General features: G+C 68.3%; 15 protein-coding genes and 1 other RNA gene. 4 read left to right on the forward strand and 12 right to left on the reverse strand.

Going from position 1 to position 19,859, the window contains the following annotated elements; all coding sequences use genetic code 11:
- Window positions 1-72 precede the first annotated feature (72 nt).
- The gene (locus tag ABZ717_RS00415; protein WP_358503232.1) at window positions 73-588 is read right to left on the reverse strand and encodes an NAD(P)H-dependent oxidoreductase; all 516 of its coding nucleotides are present in this window, start codon (window positions 586-588) and stop codon (window positions 73-75) included.
- A 636-nt stretch (window positions 589-1,224) separates the two neighbouring features.
- On the opposite strand from ABZ717_RS00415, the gene nagA reads away from it, so the two are divergent.
- From nagA to ABZ717_RS00430, 3 genes are all read left to right on the forward strand, one after another.
- On the forward strand, window positions 1,225-2,358 hold the full coding sequence (nagA, locus tag ABZ717_RS00420) for an N-acetylglucosamine-6-phosphate deacetylase (protein ID WP_358503234.1): 1,134 nt from the start codon (window positions 1,225-1,227) through the stop codon (window positions 2,356-2,358).
- A 102-nt stretch (window positions 2,359-2,460) separates the two neighbouring features.
- Window positions 2,461-2,769, forward strand: a complete 309-nt coding sequence (locus ABZ717_RS00425) for a hypothetical protein (protein ID WP_358503237.1) — start codon at window positions 2,461-2,463, stop codon at window positions 2,767-2,769.
- Window positions 2,770-2,904: 135 nt separating this feature from the next.
- On the forward strand, window positions 2,905-3,411 hold the full coding sequence (locus tag ABZ717_RS00430; protein WP_358503239.1) for an SRPBCC family protein: 507 nt from the start codon (window positions 2,905-2,907) through the stop codon (window positions 3,409-3,411).
- Window positions 3,412-3,577: 166 nt separating this feature from the next.
- Here the strand turns inward: ABZ717_RS00430 and ABZ717_RS00435 are convergent, their stop codons facing one another.
- From ABZ717_RS00435 to ABZ717_RS00445, 3 genes are all read right to left on the reverse strand, one after another.
- A complete protein-coding gene (locus ABZ717_RS00435; protein WP_358503242.1) occupies window positions 3,578-4,294 on the reverse strand; it encodes a DUF2812 domain-containing protein in 717 nt (238 codons plus the stop codon).
- A complete protein-coding gene (locus ABZ717_RS00440) occupies window positions 4,291-4,623 on the reverse strand; it encodes a PadR family transcriptional regulator (protein ID WP_358503245.1) in 333 nt (110 codons plus the stop codon). Before ABZ717_RS00440 ends, ABZ717_RS00435 begins: the two co-directional genes overlap by 4 nt.
- 66 nt (window positions 4,624-4,689) lie before the next feature.
- Window positions 4,690-5,892: an MFS transporter gene (locus ABZ717_RS00445; RefSeq protein WP_358503248.1), complete on the reverse strand. Its 1,203-nt coding sequence runs from the start codon at window positions 5,890-5,892 to the stop codon at window positions 4,690-4,692.
- Window positions 5,893-5,938: 46 nt separating this feature from the next.
- On the opposite strand from ABZ717_RS00445, the gene ABZ717_RS00450 reads away from it, so the two are divergent.
- Window positions 5,939-6,931: a DUF5937 family protein gene (locus ABZ717_RS00450; RefSeq protein WP_358503252.1), complete on the forward strand. Its 993-nt coding sequence runs from the start codon at window positions 5,939-5,941 to the stop codon at window positions 6,929-6,931.
- Window positions 6,932-7,195: 264 nt separating this feature from the next.
- Here the strand turns inward: ABZ717_RS00450 and ssrA are convergent.
- The 8 genes from ssrA to ABZ717_RS00490 form a co-directional block, all read right to left on the reverse strand.
- Window positions 7,196-7,567: a transfer-messenger RNA gene (ssrA, locus tag ABZ717_RS00455) on the reverse strand.
- Between the two features lie 366 nt (window positions 7,568-7,933).
- The gene (locus ABZ717_RS00460) at window positions 7,934-9,886 is read right to left on the reverse strand and encodes a penicillin-binding transpeptidase domain-containing protein (RefSeq protein ID WP_358503255.1); all 1,953 of its coding nucleotides are present in this window, start codon (window positions 9,884-9,886) and stop codon (window positions 7,934-7,936) included.
- A 38-nt stretch (window positions 9,887-9,924) separates the two neighbouring features.
- Complete coding sequence (gene smpB, locus ABZ717_RS00465; RefSeq protein WP_067601371.1) at window positions 9,925-10,389, reverse strand: SsrA-binding protein SmpB; 465 nt, start codon at window positions 10,387-10,389, stop codon at window positions 9,925-9,927.
- Window positions 10,390-10,470: 81 nt separating this feature from the next.
- Window positions 10,471-11,382, reverse strand: a complete 912-nt coding sequence (gene ftsX / locus ABZ717_RS00470; protein ID WP_358503258.1) for a permease-like cell division protein FtsX — start codon at window positions 11,380-11,382, stop codon at window positions 10,471-10,473.
- An 88-nt stretch (window positions 11,383-11,470) separates the two neighbouring features.
- Complete coding sequence (gene ftsE / locus ABZ717_RS00475; protein WP_067601365.1) at window positions 11,471-12,160, reverse strand: cell division ATP-binding protein FtsE; 690 nt, start codon at window positions 12,158-12,160, stop codon at window positions 11,471-11,473.
- Between the two features lie 373 nt (window positions 12,161-12,533).
- The gene (gene prfB / locus ABZ717_RS00480; RefSeq protein ID WP_358503261.1) at window positions 12,534-13,646 is read right to left on the reverse strand and encodes a peptide chain release factor 2; all 1,113 of its coding nucleotides are present in this window, start codon (window positions 13,644-13,646) and stop codon (window positions 12,534-12,536) included.
- 93 nt (window positions 13,647-13,739) lie between these two features.
- The gene (locus tag ABZ717_RS00485) at window positions 13,740-18,614 is read right to left on the reverse strand and encodes an NAD-glutamate dehydrogenase (protein ID WP_358503263.1); all 4,875 of its coding nucleotides are present in this window, start codon (window positions 18,612-18,614) and stop codon (window positions 13,740-13,742) included.
- A gap of 458 nt (window positions 18,615-19,072) precedes the next feature.
- A complete protein-coding gene (locus ABZ717_RS00490) occupies window positions 19,073-19,780 on the reverse strand; it encodes a haloacid dehalogenase-like hydrolase (protein WP_358503513.1) in 708 nt (235 codons plus the stop codon).
- Window positions 19,781-19,859: the final 79 nt, after the last annotated feature.

Consider the following 19,859-nt stretch of genomic DNA (forward strand, 5'->3'; position numbering starts at 1 on the left):
CGGTGACCGGAGCCGGTGACCGGACGGCCGAGGACCCCGCCACGGACGGCGGGGCCCTCATCGCTTCGTCGCTCAGGCGGCGACGGAGACGGCCTGACGCAGACCGGGCGCGGCCACGTCGGCCCAGGCCCGAACGACGCTCTCCGGCTCGCCGGTCTCGTCGCTGGACAGGATCAGACCGGGCTCGGCGACCCAGGCGCCGAGGTCGGCCAGGAGGACGCGAAGGTCCTCCTCGATGCCGTGGCTGTTGCGCAGGTCCTCGACGACGGCGAGCGGGATGGCGACGGTGTGGCCCAGACCCAGCTCGGGCAGGCGGTCCAGGAAGACCTTGAGCAGGCCGGTGTAGGTGCCGTGCACCTGCGGCGAGGCGACGAGTAGCACGTCACCGGCACCGACCTTCTCCAGCGCCTCGGAGACCGCGGCGGAGGAGTCGTCGAGCAGGTCGGCACCGAGGTCGGCCAGGTCGATGACATCGGGCGTGGTGGTCACGCCGGCGCGGACGGCGACCTCGGTGGCGGCGCGCAGCGCGGCGGAGCGGACGGAGGAATGGGAACGGGGTGCGGCGACGAGCACGGTGAAGCGAGTCATGCGGAGAACTCCTGGGTTCGGTCTGAGCGAGCCGGGATCGACCGGAAGGGAACGCGGGGGGCGGTGATCGGAAGCGGGACACCGGAGTAGAACCGTGTTCCTCGCGAGTCGGCGCGCGGCGCGGGACCTGGTGGTCCGGCGTCGGGGTTCGCGTCCGCATCGCGTGGGAGTGCTCATTCGGACCGTGAAGATCCGTGGACCCATGGAGTGGGAGCCGAGCGTCCGGTGTCTGCGTAGGGGCACGAGGGCACGGGATACACCCGTGGCGCGGGGCACGGGCCCCGCAAGGCGCTAGCTACGACAGAGCGCGCTCGCCTGCTGTCGAAGGTCGACGTGCAGGCGCTGGACAAGCAGCTCACCGGCGGACATGTCTCCATCATGAGGCGAGTCGGCCACTATCGTCAATGCGTGCCGGTGCCTCTCCCGAGGGGACTCCGGGCCTCACTGGCACCGGTCCACCTCTCGGACGCTCGTCCCAGAATGCGGGATCACCCTGCGTTCCCTGGGAAGACGTCGCTTGGAGAAGGTGCGCACGACCCCCTGAAAACCTCGCGGTCACACGAATGTAATTTACGACACACAGCGCCCGTCGCACCCGTCGCGGCGGGACCCGCAGCAGGAGGAGAAGCCCCACCCATGGCCCACGTACCCCTGACCCTCACCGGCGCGCGCGTAGTGACGGCCCACGGCACCCACGACGGCTGGGTCCGGATCGAGAACGGTCGGGTGGCCGAGCTCGGCACCGGCGACCCCGGTCCGGGCGAGCACCACGACCTCGGTGGGCGACTGGTCGCCCCGGGACTGGTCGACACCCACATCCACGGCGGAGCGGGACACGCCTTCCCCGAGGCCGACCCGGAGGGCGCGCGCGAGATCGTCGCCTTCAACCGACGGTCGGGGGTGACCTCCGTGGTGGGCGGGTTGGTCGCGGCCTCGCCCGAGGAGACACTCCGTCAGGTCTCGGCGTTGGCCGAGTCGTGTGAGGAGGGCACACTGGCCGGGATCTACCTGGAGGGGCCGTTCATCGCGAAGTCGCGGTGCGGCGCCCACGACCCGGACCTGCTGCGCGACCCGGACACCGCGGAGCTCGACGCCTGGGTCAAGGCGGGGCGTGGGCACGTCCGGATGATCACGGTGGCCCCGGAACTGCCGGGCGCCCTGGAGTTGATCCGCGCCGCGGTGTCATCGGGCGTGGTGGCGGCCGTGGGGCACACCGAGGCCACCTACGAGCAGACCCTCGCCGCGATCGACGCGGGGGCGACCGTGGCCACGCACGTCTACAACGCGATGCGGCCGCTCAACCACCGTGACCCGGGGCCGATCGCGGCGGTGCTCGGCGACGAGCGGGTGACGGTGGAGCTGATCCTGGACAACGTGCACGTCCACCCGGGGGCGGCGCGCCTGGTCTTCGACGCCGCCGGGCCAGAACGGGTGTCGCTGGTGACCGACGCGATGTCGGCGACCGGCCTGGGCGACGGCGAGTACACCCTGGGCGATCTTCGGGTCCGGGTTCAGGACGGCGAGGCACGCCTCGTCGAGAACGGGGCGATCGCCTCCAGCACCATCGTGCTGCCGCAGGCGGTGCGCAACACGGTCGCGGTGGGGGTGCCGGTCGAGGAGGCGGTGCGTTCGGCCTCCTCGGTGCCGGCGGCCGCCTTGGGCCTGGGCGAGGTCGGGCGGGTCGAGATCGGCGGCCACGCCGACCTGCTGGTGCTCAATGAGGACCTTTCGGTCGCGGACGTGATGTATCGGGGCAGGTGGGTCGGCTAACGGCGTGTCGTGAGCACGGTACGGATGAGTAACTTGTCTCTGAGCGACAATTGTCAACAGGGCATCGAGGAATGCGCCGTGCTCGTCACGAAAGGATCCGTCATGGCCCAGTCGAGACAGGTGAACGACCAGGAGCCGACCCAAGCGCCCTCCGAAGAGCGAGAGCACCTCGGCAAGCTCGCCGGTGAACTGTCCCGTTACGAAGTCCGTGCGGAAGTGGTGGAGGAGTCGGGGTTGTGCCTACGCGTCGACAACCCGGAGTCCGTCCACGCGGTCGAGGACGTGATCTGTGAGCGCCGGGAACACGACTACGCGTTCATCGCATCGTTCGGGGTCCACCTGGGCAACAGCGGCAGCCTGTCGCTCACGGCCCACAAGATCGCGTGGCTGGTGGGGGCCACCAAGGAGTGATGGACCCGGATCCGACGGGGGCGTTACCGAGCGGTGGCGCCCCCGTCGGATCCACCCGAGGAACTTCCGGCGGAGCTCCCCACCCAGGGGAGTTGGTACCTTCGCCCAAGGAACCCCGGACGAAGAGGATGCCCCGTGAGCGCCTTCCGCTACGAGCTCGAACCCGTCGACGAGAGCTACTTCGAATCCGCCCCGATGCGCTGGCGGGTCGGGCTGGAACTGGCCGCCGGGCCCGACGAGGTCTGGGCCGAGCTCACCTCACCCCGGCCACTGTCCTGGTGCCGGGCGCTGGGAGACGTGCACCACACCACCGAGCCGCCCTATGGTGTGGGCACCATCCGCGAGGCCCGGGTCCTCGGCGCCTACCGGATGCGCGAGCACTTCTTCCGCTGGGACGAGGCCGAACGCCGCAAGTCCTTCTACGCCACCGAGGGCACGCTCCCGCTGTTCGGCTCGTTCGCCGAGGACTACCACGTGCTGCCGTTCGCCGGCGGCAGCAAGCTCGTGTGGTCCTTCGCGTTCACCCCGTGGCAGGGACTGGACAGCGCCCTGCAGTTGGGGCGTCCCCTGACCGAGAGCATGCTCGCCTCCCTGGTCAAGGACACCCGCGCCCACTTCGGCCCCCTCACCGAGGTGCGCTGACCCCAGGAGAGCGCTCACCCCCGGCCCTTCCTACCCCGGACCAGGACCCCGGCGGTCACGGCGAGAGGGTCGCCGACCGGTGACTCCAACATCGAAGCCCTTGCCGGTCACACGGATCGTTATCGTCTACGGGTCCGCGGCGTTGACACGCCACGGGTGGTCACGGTCAGCGGTTACGCAGTCTGGCGAACAGCCAGAACACACCCAGTACCGCTCCCATGCCGACGAGCGCACCGACCCCGGCTCCGGCCAACGTGGCGATCCGGTCGGCGGTGTCCCCCTCCCACAGGGTTCCGCCCAGATCGAACAGGGAGATCGCCAGGACCACCAGGGCGACCGCGATCAGCAGCAGGCCGGGCGGGCTCCAGAAGAACCGCTTACGGCTGGGCTCGGGGCGTTCGTCCAGCTCGGCGGCGGGCCCGACCAGTGCGGCCCGGGACCGTTTGAAGTAGGCGAAGGTGAAGTAGTGTCCGGCGATCTCCCAGCCCTCCGGAGCCAGGTTCTCGGTCAGGCGCTTCCGTTCACGGCGTCCGGGGGCGATCTCCTGGCGATACTCCCAGACCTGCGGGTCCTCACCACGGTGGCTGACGAACCGGCCGTACCGATCCACCCGTTCGACCTCCCAACCCTGGGCGCCCATCTCGTTGAGCCGCTCGGTGGCCGCGAAGGAGTCCGCCGCCCACACCAGGCTCTCGGGATCGGGCTCGGGGCCCTCCTCGCCCACCAGGTCGTCGGCGAACGCTCTCACCGGACCGAACTCCCGCGCCGGGTCCAGATCGCCGTCGGCCAGGAACGCGGCGAGGTCGTCGATGGTGCTCTTGAGACGTTGCTCGGGGACCCCACGGGCCCGTAGCAGTGTCGCCAACTCGTCGAGGTAGCTCATCGGACCCCGCCCTTCCTCAGAACCTCGCGTACCGATGCGTCGAACTCCAACCAGGCGGCGCCCTGATCCGCCAGGACCTCACGGCCCTGGTCCGTCAGGTGGTAGTAGCGCCGTCCGGGTCCCTTCTCCGCCGCGCGGAACTCCGCGGCGACCAGCCCCGCCTCCTCCAACCGGTTGAGCACCGGGTAGAGGGTGCCTCCCTTGATCCGGCCGAAGCCGGCGTCGTCCAAGCTCGCGGCCAAGGCGTAGCCGTAGCTCTCGCCGTCGGTCAGTGCGGCCAGCACGAGGAGGTCGAGCACCCCCTTCAGCCAGCTCGATCGTCGATCCATTCATCACCCTTGGAACTAGGTCCGGTATCTACCTAGACGGTAAAGCAACCTAGTTAGGATCGCAACCTAGATAGCCGTACGGACTTCCCTGGAGCGAAAGAACCGGCGGCCGAACAACGCCACCGACAGCACGCCGCCCGCCCCCGCCATGGCCACCACCAGGTGCGTCGGTAGGAACTCCGCGACCGCCCCGGCCAGCGCGAACCCCACCCCCTGGGTGATCATCAGCCCGGCCGAACCCAGCGCGAACACGCGCCCGCGCAGCTCCTGTGGGGTCTCCGCCAACAGCAGCGCGTCCAGCGCCAACGTGTAACCCCAGCCCAAAGCGCCCAGCCCCAGAACGGCCACCGCGAACGCCGGACCCGGGTCCAAGACGAAGAACATCATCGGCAGGAAGGACACGAAGGCCAACGGCAGCATCCACCTGCGGCGCGCCTCGGCCGTGAGCAACGACCCGGCGGCGAGCTCACCCACGACCGTCCCCACCGGCCCCGCGGTCAACAACAGCGCCACCAACATCGGGCCGCCGCCCATGCCCGCCGCCAACGGCGCCGCCAACGCCTCCGGCCACACGAACAGCGCCGCCGGCACCCAGCTCAACAGGAAGACCGCGCGCAGCCGCGGCAACCGCAACGCGTCGCGCACCCCTCCCAGCGAGGAGGCGACCAACCCACCCGAACCCCCGCGCCCGGGGCGGTATTCGGTGCCGACCGCCACCAACAGGGCGGACCCGATCATCAACCCCGCCGCGACCAACAGCGCGGTCGTGGGCGAGGCGACCAACATCAGGGCGCCACCGAACGAGAACCCGCTGATCTGAGCGGTCTGCGCCGCGATCCGCAGCAGTGAACGCCCCAGGGGAAACCCCTCCCCGCCCAGCACGTCCGCCAGGGCGGCCGAACGCGCCCCCGAGTACACCGGGGCGATCGTCCCGCTCACCACCAACAACGCCAACATCACCGGCACCGGCGTCCCGGGGACCGCCATGCACGCCATCACCGCGCCGCTGATCAGCTGCGTCCCCACCATCACCCGCCTGAGCGGAAACCGGTCGGCCACCGACGACAACAACGAGGCGCCCAACAAATGCGGCAGGAATCCCAACGCGAACGCCAACGAGGACAGCAGCGGCGATCCCGTCCGGTCGAAGATCAGGACGGACAGGGTGATCTGCACCGCGACCAGCGCGAGGATCGACAGGATCTCCGCGACGAACAGGGCGCGGAACTCGGGCACGGCGAGCACCCGACGGAAAGAGGTCTGCGACATGCGCCCAGCCTCCGCCCGATGAACGGGCCCCTCAACGGATTCGGGTATGTTCGAATCCATGCCGGGACAGGTGGTCTTCGAACACGAGGACCTGCTGCGTTGCAGGTTCGCCGTCTCTCCGCTCTGGGAGACCCTGGCCGCCCTGCACACCCTCTTCGAACCCCACCGTCAGAGCTTCCACCTGCCGTGGGTCCGCGCCGCCCGGCTCCCCGACCACGTCGACCTGTCCCCGGCACGTCTGCTCTTCCCTCGCCCCGGTTACGTGCCGGACTTCCTGAGTCCTCCCCCGGCCGGTCCGCTCACCTCCTTCGAGGATGGACTCATCCAGGTCAGGTCCACCCCGACCGACCGGGTGGCGAGCGAACTGCGCGCCTGCCTGTTGGACCCCCGCCGCGGGCTGCCCGCGAGCATGACCGACCCGCTGTTGGCCGACCCCGGGGCCACCCGGGACACGCTGGCCGATCTCTTGGCCACCTGTTGGGAGCACCTGGTCCGGCCCTACTGGCCACGTCTGCGCGCCCTCTTGGACGCGGACCTGTCCCTGCGGGCCCACACTCTGGCCCGGAACGGATTGGCCGCCCTCATGACCGACCTGGACGGGCGGCTCACCTGGGACGGCCACACTCTCCACGTGGCGGGGCCGTCCGCCGCCGAACGGCTGCGTCTGGGCAACCGCGGGCTGCTGCTGATGCCGAGCGCCTTCGTTTGGCCCGAGCTGATCCTCATCAGTGAGGAGCCGTGGCAGCCCACCCTGATCTACCCGGTGCGGGGAGTGGGTGAGCTGTGGTCACCCGGAGAACGTTCCTCCGAGGCGTTGTCGGCGGTCCTGGGACGCACCCGCGCTCGGATCCTGACCCACCTGATCGTCCCCGAGACCACCCGGAACCTGGCCGCGCGCCTGGGGTTGGCTCCGGCCACGGTGTCGGTCAACCTTTCCGCCCTACGCGACGCGGGCCTGTTGGAGTCCTGGCGCGCCGGCCGCGAGGTGTTCTACGCCAGGTCTCCCCTGGGCATCGCCCTCGCCGCTCAGGACCCCTGAACGCGAAAAAGCCCCCGGACCACGCCGAAGCGCGGCCCAAGGGCCGGAAGGTCCCGAAAACGACGAAGGACGACCCGGCGAGCGCGTTCACGCGCGAGCACGATCGTCCCACCTTCTCGTCACAACAGAACCCCCCACCCACCACACCGATCAAAACGACCCAGGCCATCAGGGGGTACCTCGGGGGGCCGGGGGGTCTCCCCCCGAAAACGACGAAGGACGACCCGGCGAGCGCGTTCACGCGCGAGCAGGGTCGTCCTGAGTCCGTGGAGGTGGCGGGAATCGAACCCGCGTCCTTCAGCAACGAGCCAGGGCTTCTCCGGGTGCAGTCTGTGGTGTCGTTCTACTCGGCCCCAGCGCTTGCACAGACACATCGCTGACAGGCCCAGCCACGTGAGTGTCCCGCTCAGGCCCCGTGGCCTGATCTGAGCGGTGAGTCATCTAAATGGTGCCGGATCCCGAGCCGATGACGAGCCCGGACCGACAGAGTCACAATCGCTTAGGCAGCGAGAGCGAACTCAGTGCGCTTAGAATTGGCACTTGAATTTATGCGAATGCAGGATTAACGAGGTCACAAACACAACCCTCGACCCGCTTCCCCTGGAACGACTACCGAAGTCGAAACCGATCACCCCCTGTGAAGTTGTCAAAGCCGACGTGGATCCCGTCTGCACGGGTTCGGTGTCGACCGACATGCGAGCGGCGAACCACTCGCGTGTTCGTCACTCTACCGGGTCAACGTTCGGGGGGCCAAGCTGATTCCCGGCTCGGGGACCTACTCAGGAAGAAACCCCCGTGAGGCGGACTCAAGATCTGGTCGACGCGACTCACGGGGGCGGTCGGCAGGGTCTGGCCGACCTTTGGAACCGGCAGGGTCTCCCCCGAGACGAGATCCTGCCTCATCGAACTGGTCCGCTACCCCCTGATGCGGTCCCAGTTACCCATGAAGACGCCGCCGGAGCGCCCGTGGGTTGCTCCGGCGGCGGCCTCTTTTTTTCCGTGCTACTCGGTCGGACCGGTGTCGGACTCCGGCATGACCTCGGCGAGCGGCTGGTCGTCGGTCAGCGGCTGCTGCTGGCCTTCGGCGGCGTTGCCCGCGAGGAAACTCGTGGCGGCGGTGACGGCGTACTGCTGCCACATCGTCATCTCCGGTTCGACCTCGGCGAGAACGGCGAAGGCGACGTCGCCCCGATAGCCGACGAACCAGTGCAGGGCGGTGTCGTCCTGTTCGGCCCGGGCGGCCTGCCCGTACACGGGCTCCTCACCCACGCCGACCTCGGGGAAGCGGTTGACGACGGCGTCGCGCATGCCTTCGCGGATCACTTCGAGGTGGGCCTCGTTCAGCTCACCGGCGCCGGCCGGGGCCGGCCCCTCCTCGGGGACGAGGGTCGGGGAGTTCCAAGTGCCGTCGGCGATCGCGCCGGCGGCCAGGGCCATGGCGAGCGGACTCACCTGGACCCCGTGCTCACCGACCATGGCGGCGGCCACATCGGCCTCGTCATCGTTGATGTCCACGACCCCGGAGTCGGCCGGCAGGGACAGCTGCCAGTCGGCACCCAGTCCCAGGGCGGCGGCGGACTCGGTGATCTGGTCGCCGCCCACATCCGAGGCGATGTCGACGAAGCCGACGTTGCACAGGAAGGACAGGTTGCGGCTCAGGTCGGGCTCCCCGGCGAGGAAACCGCTGCTGGGGTTGGTGAAGGTCCGGTCACCGATTTCGGACTGGTAGCCGCAGGGCATCGGGCTGCCCGGGCTGACGGCACCGGAGTCCAGGGCCGCCAGCGAGGACACCAGGGTGAAGGCTCCCCCGGGCGGGTAGCTCCCGGTGAACGCTCCATCGTCGGCGGCCTGGCCGGAGGCGTTGGCCGCGGCGAGCACGTCTCCGGTGCCGGTGTCGACGGCCACGAGGTAGCCGTCTCCCGGCAGGTTCTCCAGGGCGCCTTCCGCGGCGTTCTGGAGTTCGAGGTCCAGGGTGGTCTGCACCCCGCTGCTGCGCACACCGTCCCATGATTCCAGGACGGCGGTCTGTCGTCCGTCCTCGCCGAGGGTGACCACCTGCGTGGTGGCGGTCCCGGCGAGTTCGTGCTGGAAGATGTTCTGCAGGCCGCTCAGACCGACGGTGTCCCCGGCCTGGTAGGCGCCGGCGACACGGGAGGACACCCGGTGCTCGGCGGTTCCCGCGACATCGCCGAGGAGGAACGGCGCCACCCGCGGCGACAGGTTGATCTCGACCTCTTCGGTCTGCACCCCGGAGATCTTCCCCGCCTCCTCCAACAAGGTGCCATCGACGCTGCCGCCACGCATCAGCACCAGCGGCTGGAACTGCTCGGGCGGGGCGGAGCGCACCCGGTTGAGCAGCGGGTCCGGGTCCTCGTCGAGGAGTTCGGCGAGTTCGGTGACCCCGGCCTCCTTGTCGTCCATCTCCGCGGGGAGGACGCCGAAGGCGGTGACGCTGTCGGATGAGACGAGGGGTTCACCCTCCCGGTCCAGGATCTGGCCGCGATCCTCGATCTCGTAGCTGACGGCGAGTCGCTCGCCGTCCTGGAGTTCGGGGTGGATGACGCCGGGCGACCAGTCGATCCGCCAGCCCTCGGGACCGTCCGTCAACGGCATGCTGCCGGTGTAGGTCCACACCGGGTCGCCGATGCCGAGGTCGGCGGAGGCCTCGAACTCCGCTACGGCCTGGTCACCGTCCTGGGTGATGCCGCCCAGGTTGAACCGGACCGAGGCCAGGTCGAGTTGGTCGTGTACGTCGGCGAGCGCCGCCTCCACCTCGGCCGGGTCACCGGTGGTGAACCTCGCGGCGTCGGCGTGGTTCCCGTCCTGCCAGGAGAGCAGGAAGGACCTGACGGCCACCTCCGGGCTGGGGTGGGTCGTGCAGGCCGCGAGGGTCAGGGCGACGACCAGGCCGCTGCTTGCGGCCGCGATCTTGCGGCCGAGGGGACGGGGGGACACCTTGTGTGTTCCTTTCAGGCGCCTCAACGAAGAATCCGCTACCGCCGACGGCGAAGCGCGCGTTCCATGTCGCGCTTGGCCTCACGTTCGGCGAGGGCGTGGCGCTTGTCGTATTCACGCTTACCGCGGGCCAGAGCGATCTCGACCTTGGCCCTACCGTCACTGAAGTACAGGGACAGCGGAACCAGGGTGCGCCCGGGCTCCCGGGTCTTACCGATCAGCCGGGAGATCTGCTCGCGGTGCAGGAGTAGTTTACGTGATCTGCGGGCGGAGTGGTTGGTCCAGGTCCCTTGGGAGTACTCCGGGATGTGCACGCCCTCCAGCCACACCTCACCATCGTGGATGTGCGCGAAGCCGTCCACCAACGAGGCCCGTCCCTCTCTGAGGGACTTGACCTCGGTCCCGGTGAGGACAAGGCCCGCCTCGTAGGTGTCGTCGATGTGGTAGTCGTGCCGCGCCCTACGGTTCTGGGCGATCATCTTGTGCCCGGTTTCCTTGGCCACGGATGGATCCCTTCATCAGTCCGGGGGGCCAGTGGCCCCCCGGTGTTCCGCGCCCGCCGGTCCCTTCCGACGGTGGTGCCGTCAGACCTTCAGGTAGCGGCGCAGGGTGAGGAACGAGGTCACGGTGCACAGGAGCACACCGAGGACCATCGAAACGCCGATGACGGACAGCAGCGATGTCGTGCCCAAGGCCACATCGAACTGGAACCACTCCTCGATCTGGGTGAGCAGCGTGAACCTGGTGGTCACGATGAACCCGGACGCGATCACACCACCGATGAAACCGGCGATGGCTCCTTCGAGGAGGAAGGGCAGCTGGATGTAGAAGTTCGACGCACCGACCAGACGCATGATGCCGGTCTCCCGACGACGACTGTAGGCCGACAGCCGGATGGTGTTGCCGATCAGCAGCGCGGCGGCGGCCAACTGCACGCCCGCGACCACCAGGGCGGCCCACTTGAGACCGTCGAGCAGACCGAAGAACTGCTCCAGGACGCGCTGGTCGTTGGAGACGGAGTCGACGCCGTCGGCCCCGTCCACGGCCGCGCGCACCGCGTCGTAGTGGTTCGGGTCGGTGAGCTGCACCCGGTAGTTGTCCGGGATGTCACCTTCCTGGGCGGCCTCGGCGAGGGCCTCGTTGGAGGAGCCGATGCGCTCCTGGAAGTCCTGCCAGGCCTCGGCCTCGGTCAGGTACCGAAAGCTTTCGACCTCGTTGAGCGATTCAAGCTGCTGCTCAAGGGCCTCACGGTCGCCCTCGCCCGCGGCGCCGTTCTCCTGACAGGTCGAGGTCGGCGAGATGTCGTTGCACATGTAGATGGTCAGCGTGATCCGCTGGTCCCAGTAGTTGCGCATCTCGGCGACCTGTTGGTTGACCAGCAGACCGGCACCGAACAAGGTGAGAGAGATGGCCACCGTCGTGATGACGGCGATGGTCATCGTCAGGTTGCGACGCAGGCCGATCCACGTCTCGGAGAGAACGAATTGTGCTCGCATGATCTGTTAAAGGTCCATCCTTCGGGGCTTCGCCATGCCGGTGGTCTCGGGGTCGCCGACCGAGGCCCGGCGACGAACGTACCAGGGCTCAGTACGCCTGGCCGTAGACGCCACTCATCTGGTCGCGCACTACCAAGCCCTCTTCAAGCTCGATCACACGCTTGCGCATGGAGTCGACGATGGCGGCGTCGTGCGTCGCCATGACGACGGTCGTTCCCGTGCGGTTGATTCGGTCCAGCACCTTCATGATGCCGATGGAGGTCGCCGGGTCGATGTTTCCGGTGGGCTCGTCGGCCAGCAGGATCTGCGGGCGGTTGACGAACGCGCGGGCGATGGCCACACGCTGCTGCTCACCACCGGAGAGCTCACCCGGCATGCGACCGGCCTTGCCTTCGAGGCCGACGAGTTCGACGACCTCCGGCACGACCTTCTTGATGAACCGCCGTGGCTTACCGATGACCTCCAGGGCGAAGGCGACGTTCTCGAAGACGTTCTTGTTCGGCAGCAGGCGGAAATCCTGGAAGACACAGCCGATACGGCGGCGCAGGTGCGGGACCTTCCAGTTGGACAGTCGCGCCAGGTCCTTGCCCGCGACGTGCACGCGGCCCTTGTCGGGCCTCTCTTCCTTCAGCACCAAGCGCAGGAAGGTCGACTTACCCGAGCCGGATGGTCCGACCAGGAAGACGAACTCGCCCTTGTCCACGTCGATGGAAACACCGTCGAGCGCGGGACGCTTCTGAGTCGGGTACTGCTTGGTGACGTTATCGAAGTGGATCACAGGCGCATCACAAGGCTCTCGAAGGTATGGGCACCCGGCGGAGGTGCTCCGCGCGGGATCGTACCGGCCGCATGGCCACCGACAGTTTAGAGGGGACAGGGGCCCGGATTGTCCAGGTCCCGTCTCGCCCAAGCGATCTGTGGAGATCAGCGCACTATCGGACAACAGCCACGAGCATATCGGAGGTGTCAACCGATGATAACGTTCACATATAGCAGTTTCGGTAAAACTGCGGCGTCGTGGTCATCACCTTTGGGACACGTCACCCCGGACCCGCCGAATTCGGCGACCCGGGGTGATCGACCAACGACCGTGCGCGTCCCCGCCCTGGTGGCGGAGGAACACCGGTCGGTGTTCGGGGCTCGTCTCGCCCCTACTCCTGCTTCTCCTGGTTGCGCATCCAGCGGATCTCCGCGTCGATGAAGGCGTCGATCTCGCCGTCGAGCACCGCCGACGGGTTGCCGGTCTCCATACCGGTGCGCACGTCCTTGACGTTCTGGTACGGGTGCAGGACGTAGTTGCGCATCTGGGTGCCCCAGCTGCTCACCGAGTCACCGCGGATCTCGTCCAGGGCCGCCTGCTCCTCCTGGCGCTTGCGGGCCAAGAGCTTGGCCTGGAGCATCGTCATCGCGGTCGCCTTGTTCTGGAGCTGGGAACGCTCGTTCTGACAGGAGACCACGATGCCGGTCGGCTGGTGGGTGATGCGCACCGCCGAGTCGGTCGTGTTGACGCCCTGACCACCGGGACCGCTGGAACGGTACACGTCCACGCGCAGCTCGGTCTCGTCGATCTCGATGTGGTCGCTCTTCTCCACCATCGGAACCACGTCCACACCCGCGAACGAGGTCTGGCGCCGGTTCTGGTTGTCGAAGGGCGAGATCCGCACCAGGCGGTGGGTTCCGTGCTCCCCGCGCAACGTGCCATAGGCGAAGGAGGCCTTGACCGCGAACGAGGTGGACTTGATGCCCGCCTCCTCCGCGTAGGAGGTCTCGTAGACCTCCGTGGGATAGCCGTGACGCTCCGCCCAACGCAGGTACATGCGCTGGAGCATCTGCGCCCAGTCGGCCGCGTCGACACCACCCGCTTGGGAGTTGATGGTGACGATGGCCTCGCTCTCGTCGTGCGGGCCGTTGAGGAGCGTACGCACCTCTAGTTCGCCGATCTCCTTACGGAGTTGCTCTAGTTCGCGGTCCGCCTCGGCGCGGGTGTCGGGGTCGTCCTCGGCCTCGGCGAGCTCGTAGAGCACTCCGAGGTCCTCCAGACGCTGCCCGATGCCGTTGACCTTGTTGACCATGGACTCCAGTGTCGAGAGTCGACGCGTCACCTTCTGCGCGTTGTCCTGGTCCGACCACAGTTCGGGGTCGGCGGACTGCTCGCGCAGTTCGGCGATCTGCGTCTGCATCGCCTCCAGGTCCAACACGGCGGTCACACTCGCCAGGGTCGCCGCGAGTTCCTTGATCTTCTCTGCCGGGTCCAGTTCTGCCACGCACCCAGTGTAGGACCCAACAAAGGGGCGGGCCCCACACCTGACGGTGCGGGGCCCGCTCGGGACACTCCATGTGCCCCCACTCCGGTCGCCCTAGACCACCAGGGAACGGATGGAGCGCAGGGCCACGGACAGGGTGGCCAGGTCGAAGCGCTCGTTCTCCTGGATCTCGGACAGGGTGATCCCGGACCGCTGCACGGCGCCCTCGTTGGCCTTCGTCCAGTCGGCGATGAGCTCACCGGCGGACGTGGAGTCGCCGGACTCCAGGACCCGCGCGGTCAGGTCGGCGTGCGCGGCGTACAGGTCGTCGCGCAGGGCGCCTCGGGCCATGGTCGCCCAGCGGTCGTCGCGCGGCAGGTCGATGATCCGCTCACGCCACCAGCTGAGGTTGAACCGGTCGGCCAGCTCGAAGTAGAGCGCGGCCACCTCGCCCACCGGACGTCCGGTGCGGTGCGCGATCTCCACCAGGTCCAGCGTGGAGTAGGCGGGCACCATGACCGCGATGCGCTCGGCGAGCCCGGTGGGCACCCCCCGGGCGACGTACCGGTCGCGACGTTCCTCGAACGCCTCCCGGTCACGGCCCCGCAGCAGGTCGACCAGCTGCGGCAGCACCTCGCCCACACCATCGGCGAAGAAGCCGATCTCGGTGCTGATGTCGAACGGGAAACTGCGGTTGCGCAGCAGCCACCGGGTGGAACGCTCGGCGAGCTTGCGGGCCTCCAGCAACAGGACGAGCTGGTTGTCCACGGCGATCTCGTGGTCGAGGTCCTCCAGCTCACCCCACAGCTTCCGCAGTCCCAGGACCTCCTGGGTCACCAGGTAGGCCCTGGCGATGTCGGCGGCGCTGGAACCCAGCTCCTCGTTGAGACGGAACGCGTAGGTGATACCGGACCGGTTGACCAACTGGTTGGTCACCTGGTTGACGATGATCTCCTTGCGCAGCGGGTGCGCGGCCACCTCGTCGGCGAAGGCCCGCACGCGCAGCGGCTTCGGGAAGTAGTCCGTCAGGGTCGGCGCCAGGTAGGGGTCGTCGGCCAGGTCCGACAGCGCGATCTGCTCCTTGAGGCTCATCTTGGTGTAGGAGAGCAGCGTGGCGAACTCGGGACTGGTCAGCCCCTTGCCGGCGGCGCGGCGCTCGGCGATGGCCTTGTCGGAGGGCAGGTCCTCCAGCTTGCGCTTGAGGACCTTGGTGCGCTCCAGGTGACGCATGTAGCGACCGTGGACGTGCAGCATCTCGTAGCTCTGCTTGCGCGCGGCGGCCAGCACCGTGTTCTGGGCGTAGTTGTTGTCCAGGACCAGCGAGGCGACCTCGTCGGTCATGTCGATGAACAGCCGGTCGCGTTCGTCCTTGTCCAGCTCGCCCGCCCGCACCTCGCGGTCGAGCATGATCTTGATGTTGACCTCGTGGTCCGAGGTGTCCACACCGGCGGAGTTGTCGATGAAGTCGGCGTTGAGTCGGCCGCCGTTGCGGGCGTACTCGATCCGGGCCGGCTGGGTCATGCCCAGGTTGCCGCCCTCGCCGACCACCTTCACCCGAAGGTCGGCCCCGTTCACGCGCACGGGGTCGTTGGCCTTGTCACCGACCTCCGCGTGGCTCTGGGAGCTCGCCTTGACGTAGGTGCCGATGCCGCCGTTCCACAGCAGGTCCACCGGTGAGGTCAGGACGCGCTGGATGAGCTCGTCCGGGGTGAGTTCGGTGACGTCCTCGTCGATGCCCAGGACCTCGCGGACCTGCGGGGTGATCGGCACGGACTTGGCCGAGCGCGGGTGCACGCCGCCGCCCTCGGAGATCAGGTCCGTGGAGTAGTCCGCCCAGGTGCTGCGCGGCAGCTCGTACAGGCGCTCCCGCTCCACCCAGGAGGTGTGCGGGTCGGGGGCGGGGTCCAGGAAGACGTGCCGGTGGTCGAAGGCCGCCACGAGCTTGGTCCGCTTCGACAACAGCATGCCGTTGCCGAACACGTCACCGGACATGTCCCCGATGCCGACGGCGGTGAAGGGCTGTTCCTGGACGTTCACGCCCAGCTCACGGAAGTGGTACTTGACCGATTCCCAGCCACCGCGGGCGGTGATGCCCATGCCCTTGTGGTCGTAGCCCACCGAGCCGCCGCTGGCGAAGGCGTCGCCGAGCCAGAAGCCGCGCTCGGCGGAGATGCCGTTGGCGATGTCGGAGAAGGACGCGGTGCCCTTGTCGGCGGCCACCACCAGGTAGGAGTCCTCACCGTCGTGCCGGACGGTGCGGTCGGGGTGGACGAGCCGACCGTCGACGAGGTTGTCGGTGATGTCCAGCAGGGCGCTGATGAACTGCTTGTAGCAGGAGACGACCTCGGCCATCACCGCTTCACGACCGCCGCCCGAGGGCAGGCGCTTGCAGACGAACCCGCCCTTGGCACCGGCGGGCACGATGATGGAGTTCTTCACCATCTGGGCCTTGACCAGGCCCAGGACCTCGGTGCGGAAGTCCTCGAAGCGGTCGGACCAGCGCAGGCCGCCGCGTGCGACGGTGCCGAAGCGCAGGTGGACGCCCTCCACGCGCGGCGAGTAGACGTACATCTCCAGCCGGGGCCGCGGCTGGGGCAGGTCCGGGATCTGCTGCGGGTTGAGTTTGAACACCAGCCGTTCCTCGGAACCGTGCTGGTAGTGGTTGGTGCGCAGGGTGGCCCGCATGACGGCGAGGAACGAACGCAGGATGCGGTCGTGGTCCAGGCTGGCCACACCCTCCAGTTCGGACTCGATCTTGGCGACCAACGTGCCGGCGCGTTCCTCGCGCCCCTCGTCGGGCAGGTCCGGGTCGAAGCGGGCCTCGAAGAGCTCCATCAGGAGGTTGGTGACCCCGGCGTTGGCGACGAGGACGTCGGCCAGGTAGTCGGGGGTGAAGGTGGATCCGGTCTGACGCAGGTACTTGCCGTAGGCGCGCAGGACGGTGAGCTGACGCCAGTCCAACCCTGCTCGGACGACCAGGGCGTTGATGCGGTCGGATTCGGCCCGGTCGCGCCAGGAGGCGTCGAACGCCTCCTCGAAGAGGACCCTCATCCGCTCGGGCGGCAGGTCCGACGCGGGGAACTCCCCGAGTCCGAAGTCGTAGATCCAGATCCTGCCCACGCCCTCCACTTCGAGGGAGTAGGGACGTTCGTCCACCACCTCGACGCCGAGGTGTTCCAGGACCGGAAGGACGCGGGAGAGCGAGAGGGGCTCGTCCAGGCGGACCAGACGGAACCGCCAGGCGGTGTCGTTCGTCTCGTCGTCCCGGTAGAGCGCGACGGAGAACTCACCGCTGCGCTCATCGGAGGGGAAGCGTTTCAGGAGGTCTTCGACGCGCTCGATGTCCTTGGCCGCGGTGACCGGGGTGTTGTCGACCTTGTAGGCCTCGGTGAGGCCGGCGCCGTAACGCTCCTTGAAGCCGGTGGCGCGGGTGGGACCGAACTCGTCCACGAGTGCGTCGTCGAAGTCGACGTCCCAGGACCTGGCGGCCTCGCGGACCTTCTCCTCCAGGGCGACCTGGTCGATGTCTGCGAGGGTGCGCCCGTGTTCGGCTCGGGCCACCAGGTACAGGCGCGCCAGTGGCGCGGCACCGATCATCACGTGGTGGTCCATCGTGGCGCCTTGGAAGGCCTCGGTGAGCACTTCCTGGATGTCCAGACGCACGCGGGTGCTGTACTGGTCGCGCGGCATGTACACGAAGCAGGACATGTAGCGGCCACCGTAGGGGTCGCGGCGCATGAACAGCTTGGTGCCGCGGCGCTCGCGCAGGCGCAGGACGCCCCGGACGATGCTGTAGAGCTCGCCGACCGGAATCTGCAGGAGTTCCTCGCGGGGGAAGGTCTCCAACAGCTCGATGAGGTCCTTGCCGTTGTAGCTCTCGGCGTCGAACCCGGCCTGGGACAGCACCTCGGCCCGCTTGCGACGCAGGATGGGGATCTCCCCGATGCCCGTGTTGTCGGCCTGGGAGGTGAACAGTCCGAGGAAGCGGCGCTCACCGACGATGTTGCCCTGGGCGTCGAACTTCTTGACGCCGATGTAGTCGAGGTACTTGGGGCGGTGGACGGTGGCGCGCGAGTTGGCCTTGGTCAGGACCAGGACGTAGGGCTCGCGGGCCTTGGCCCGGATCTCCGGCGGCAGGGCCGCGAATCCGGTGGAGGCCGGCGGGTCCATGCGCAGGATGCCCAGGCCGGTGCCGGGTTCCGGACGCAGGGAGTCGTCCCCGTTCTCGTCGGTGACCAGGGCGTACTCGCGGTACCCCATGAAGGTGAAGTGACGGCTTTCGAGCCAACGCAGGAAGTCGACGCTCTCGCCGACCTCGCGCGGGTCGACGCCTCCAGCGACCAAGGGGTCGGGGTCGGCGGAGATCTCGTCCGCGATCCGGCGGATCCGGTCACTCATCTTGTCGGCGTCCTCGTCCACTTGGCGGACGTCGCCGAGGACGGTCTCCAGGCGGGAGGTGATCTCCTTGACCCGCTCGGGATCGCTCTGCCGATCGATCTCGACGTGCATCCAGGACTCGTCGACGGGCAGCAGGCCGTCGCCGCCGATCTCCGGGTCGATCTCGATCAGGTGGCCGGAGAGGTCGCGCCCGACGGTCATCTGGGGGTGGATGACGGCGCGCACGCCCGCACCGAGGTCGGCGAGGGCCATGGTCACCGACGAGACGATGAAGGGCGCGTTGTCGGTGATCACCTCGACGACGCTGGACTGCTGTTCCCACCCGTCCCGTTCGAGGTCCGGGGTGTAGACGCGGACCTTGCCGCGCCCGGGGGTGCGCTCGGTGCCGAAGGAACGGTGCGCCTCGGCGGCGCCGCAGATCTGTTCGGGGGAACGGTCGCCGATCTCTTCGGGATCCGTGTGGCGGTAGTAGAGGGGAAGGAAACGGCGGATCGCGTCGGCGGCCTCGGGGCTCAGGCGAGCCCCCGGTTTCCACCGAGAGGCCGCGTCGTTGAGCAACTTCTGGAGAATGACGTCGGATTGCCCGGACATAGGGATCTCACTCCTTTGTGAGCGGCGTCGGACGAGCGTCGCGAAGGACAGCGGGTCATGTGACGTGTCGGCCGGTCGGCCGGCCGAACCGTCGGATCCGTGAACTTCTGTGGTCGACTGTGAGTTTCCGTGAACCCCTTGGGGCACAAGGGAACCGAAGTCGGCGTGGTCGGGTCCGTACCTGTGCGCACAGGTGACGTGAAGCGAGGTGGGGAACACCGTTGTTCCCACCTCTGGGGCACCCCGAGAGCGGGGGCCCGGCCCCCACCGTAGCGGGGACCCCGACCAGGCTACTGGTTTCGATCCCCGAGAACAGAACCGACACCGATACACGGTGATCGGTGTTGATGTGGACGGAATCGCGATGGTTCACACCAGTACACAAAGGGAACACGCCCTTCTCGCCGACGACGCTCGCTGTCGTTACGGAGACGTTACCGCCCCTCAGGGCGATGTATCTAACTCGTGGTGGCCTGGTGGACCGCGGTCATCACGGCCCGGGGGTCGCTCAGGTCGGGCAGGATGATCTGCGCCCCGGCATCCCGCAGCTGTCCCTCGGTGGAGGAGTCGCTGAGGACTCCGATAGGGGTCGCCCCACCGATCAGCGCGGCCCGCACGTCCGGGACGGAACCGGCGATGAACACCGTCTCCTCCTCCGTGTAGGCCCGTCCGCCCTCGCCCGAGGCGTGGAGTCGGATGGACTGGATCAGGCTCGCCTTGGGGTAGTTGACCGACCCGAACCCGCCCACGGCCAGGTTGAGGTAGGTGTCCAGACCGAAGGCCACCAGTTTGGCCGTGGCGTTGGCCCGGGTGCTGCCGCTGACCACCGTCTGGACGGTGTCGGGCATGGACGCCACCGCGGCCAACGACGCCGATGCGCCGGGCAGGGCACGCCCCTTGGCCAACAGTTGGTCGCCACGGGAGGCGAAGGAGGTCTCCAACGCGGCCAGGAAGTCGGCCAACGTCTCGGTGTCGGCTTCGAAGTCGACGTAGTTGCGGGCGCAGAACTCGAAGAACATCTCCGAGTCGGTGCGGCCCGCTGCCGACGTCAGGTAGACCAGCGGTTCACCGGTGACCTTCTCGAAGGCCTCCGCGTAGGCGACCCGCATGACCTGACCGACGTCGAGGAGGGTGAGGTCGATGTTCCATAGCACCAGGCGGCTGATGGCTTACTCCTCGGCGTTCGGGGTTTCGGGACGCCACCCATTGTGCCGGATGGCCTCATAAGGGGGGAATCGGCGTCCG

The organism is Nocardiopsis sp. NPDC006832, assembly GCF_040635885.1.
GTDB lineage: Bacteria > Actinomycetota > Actinomycetes > Streptosporangiales > Streptosporangiaceae > Nocardiopsis.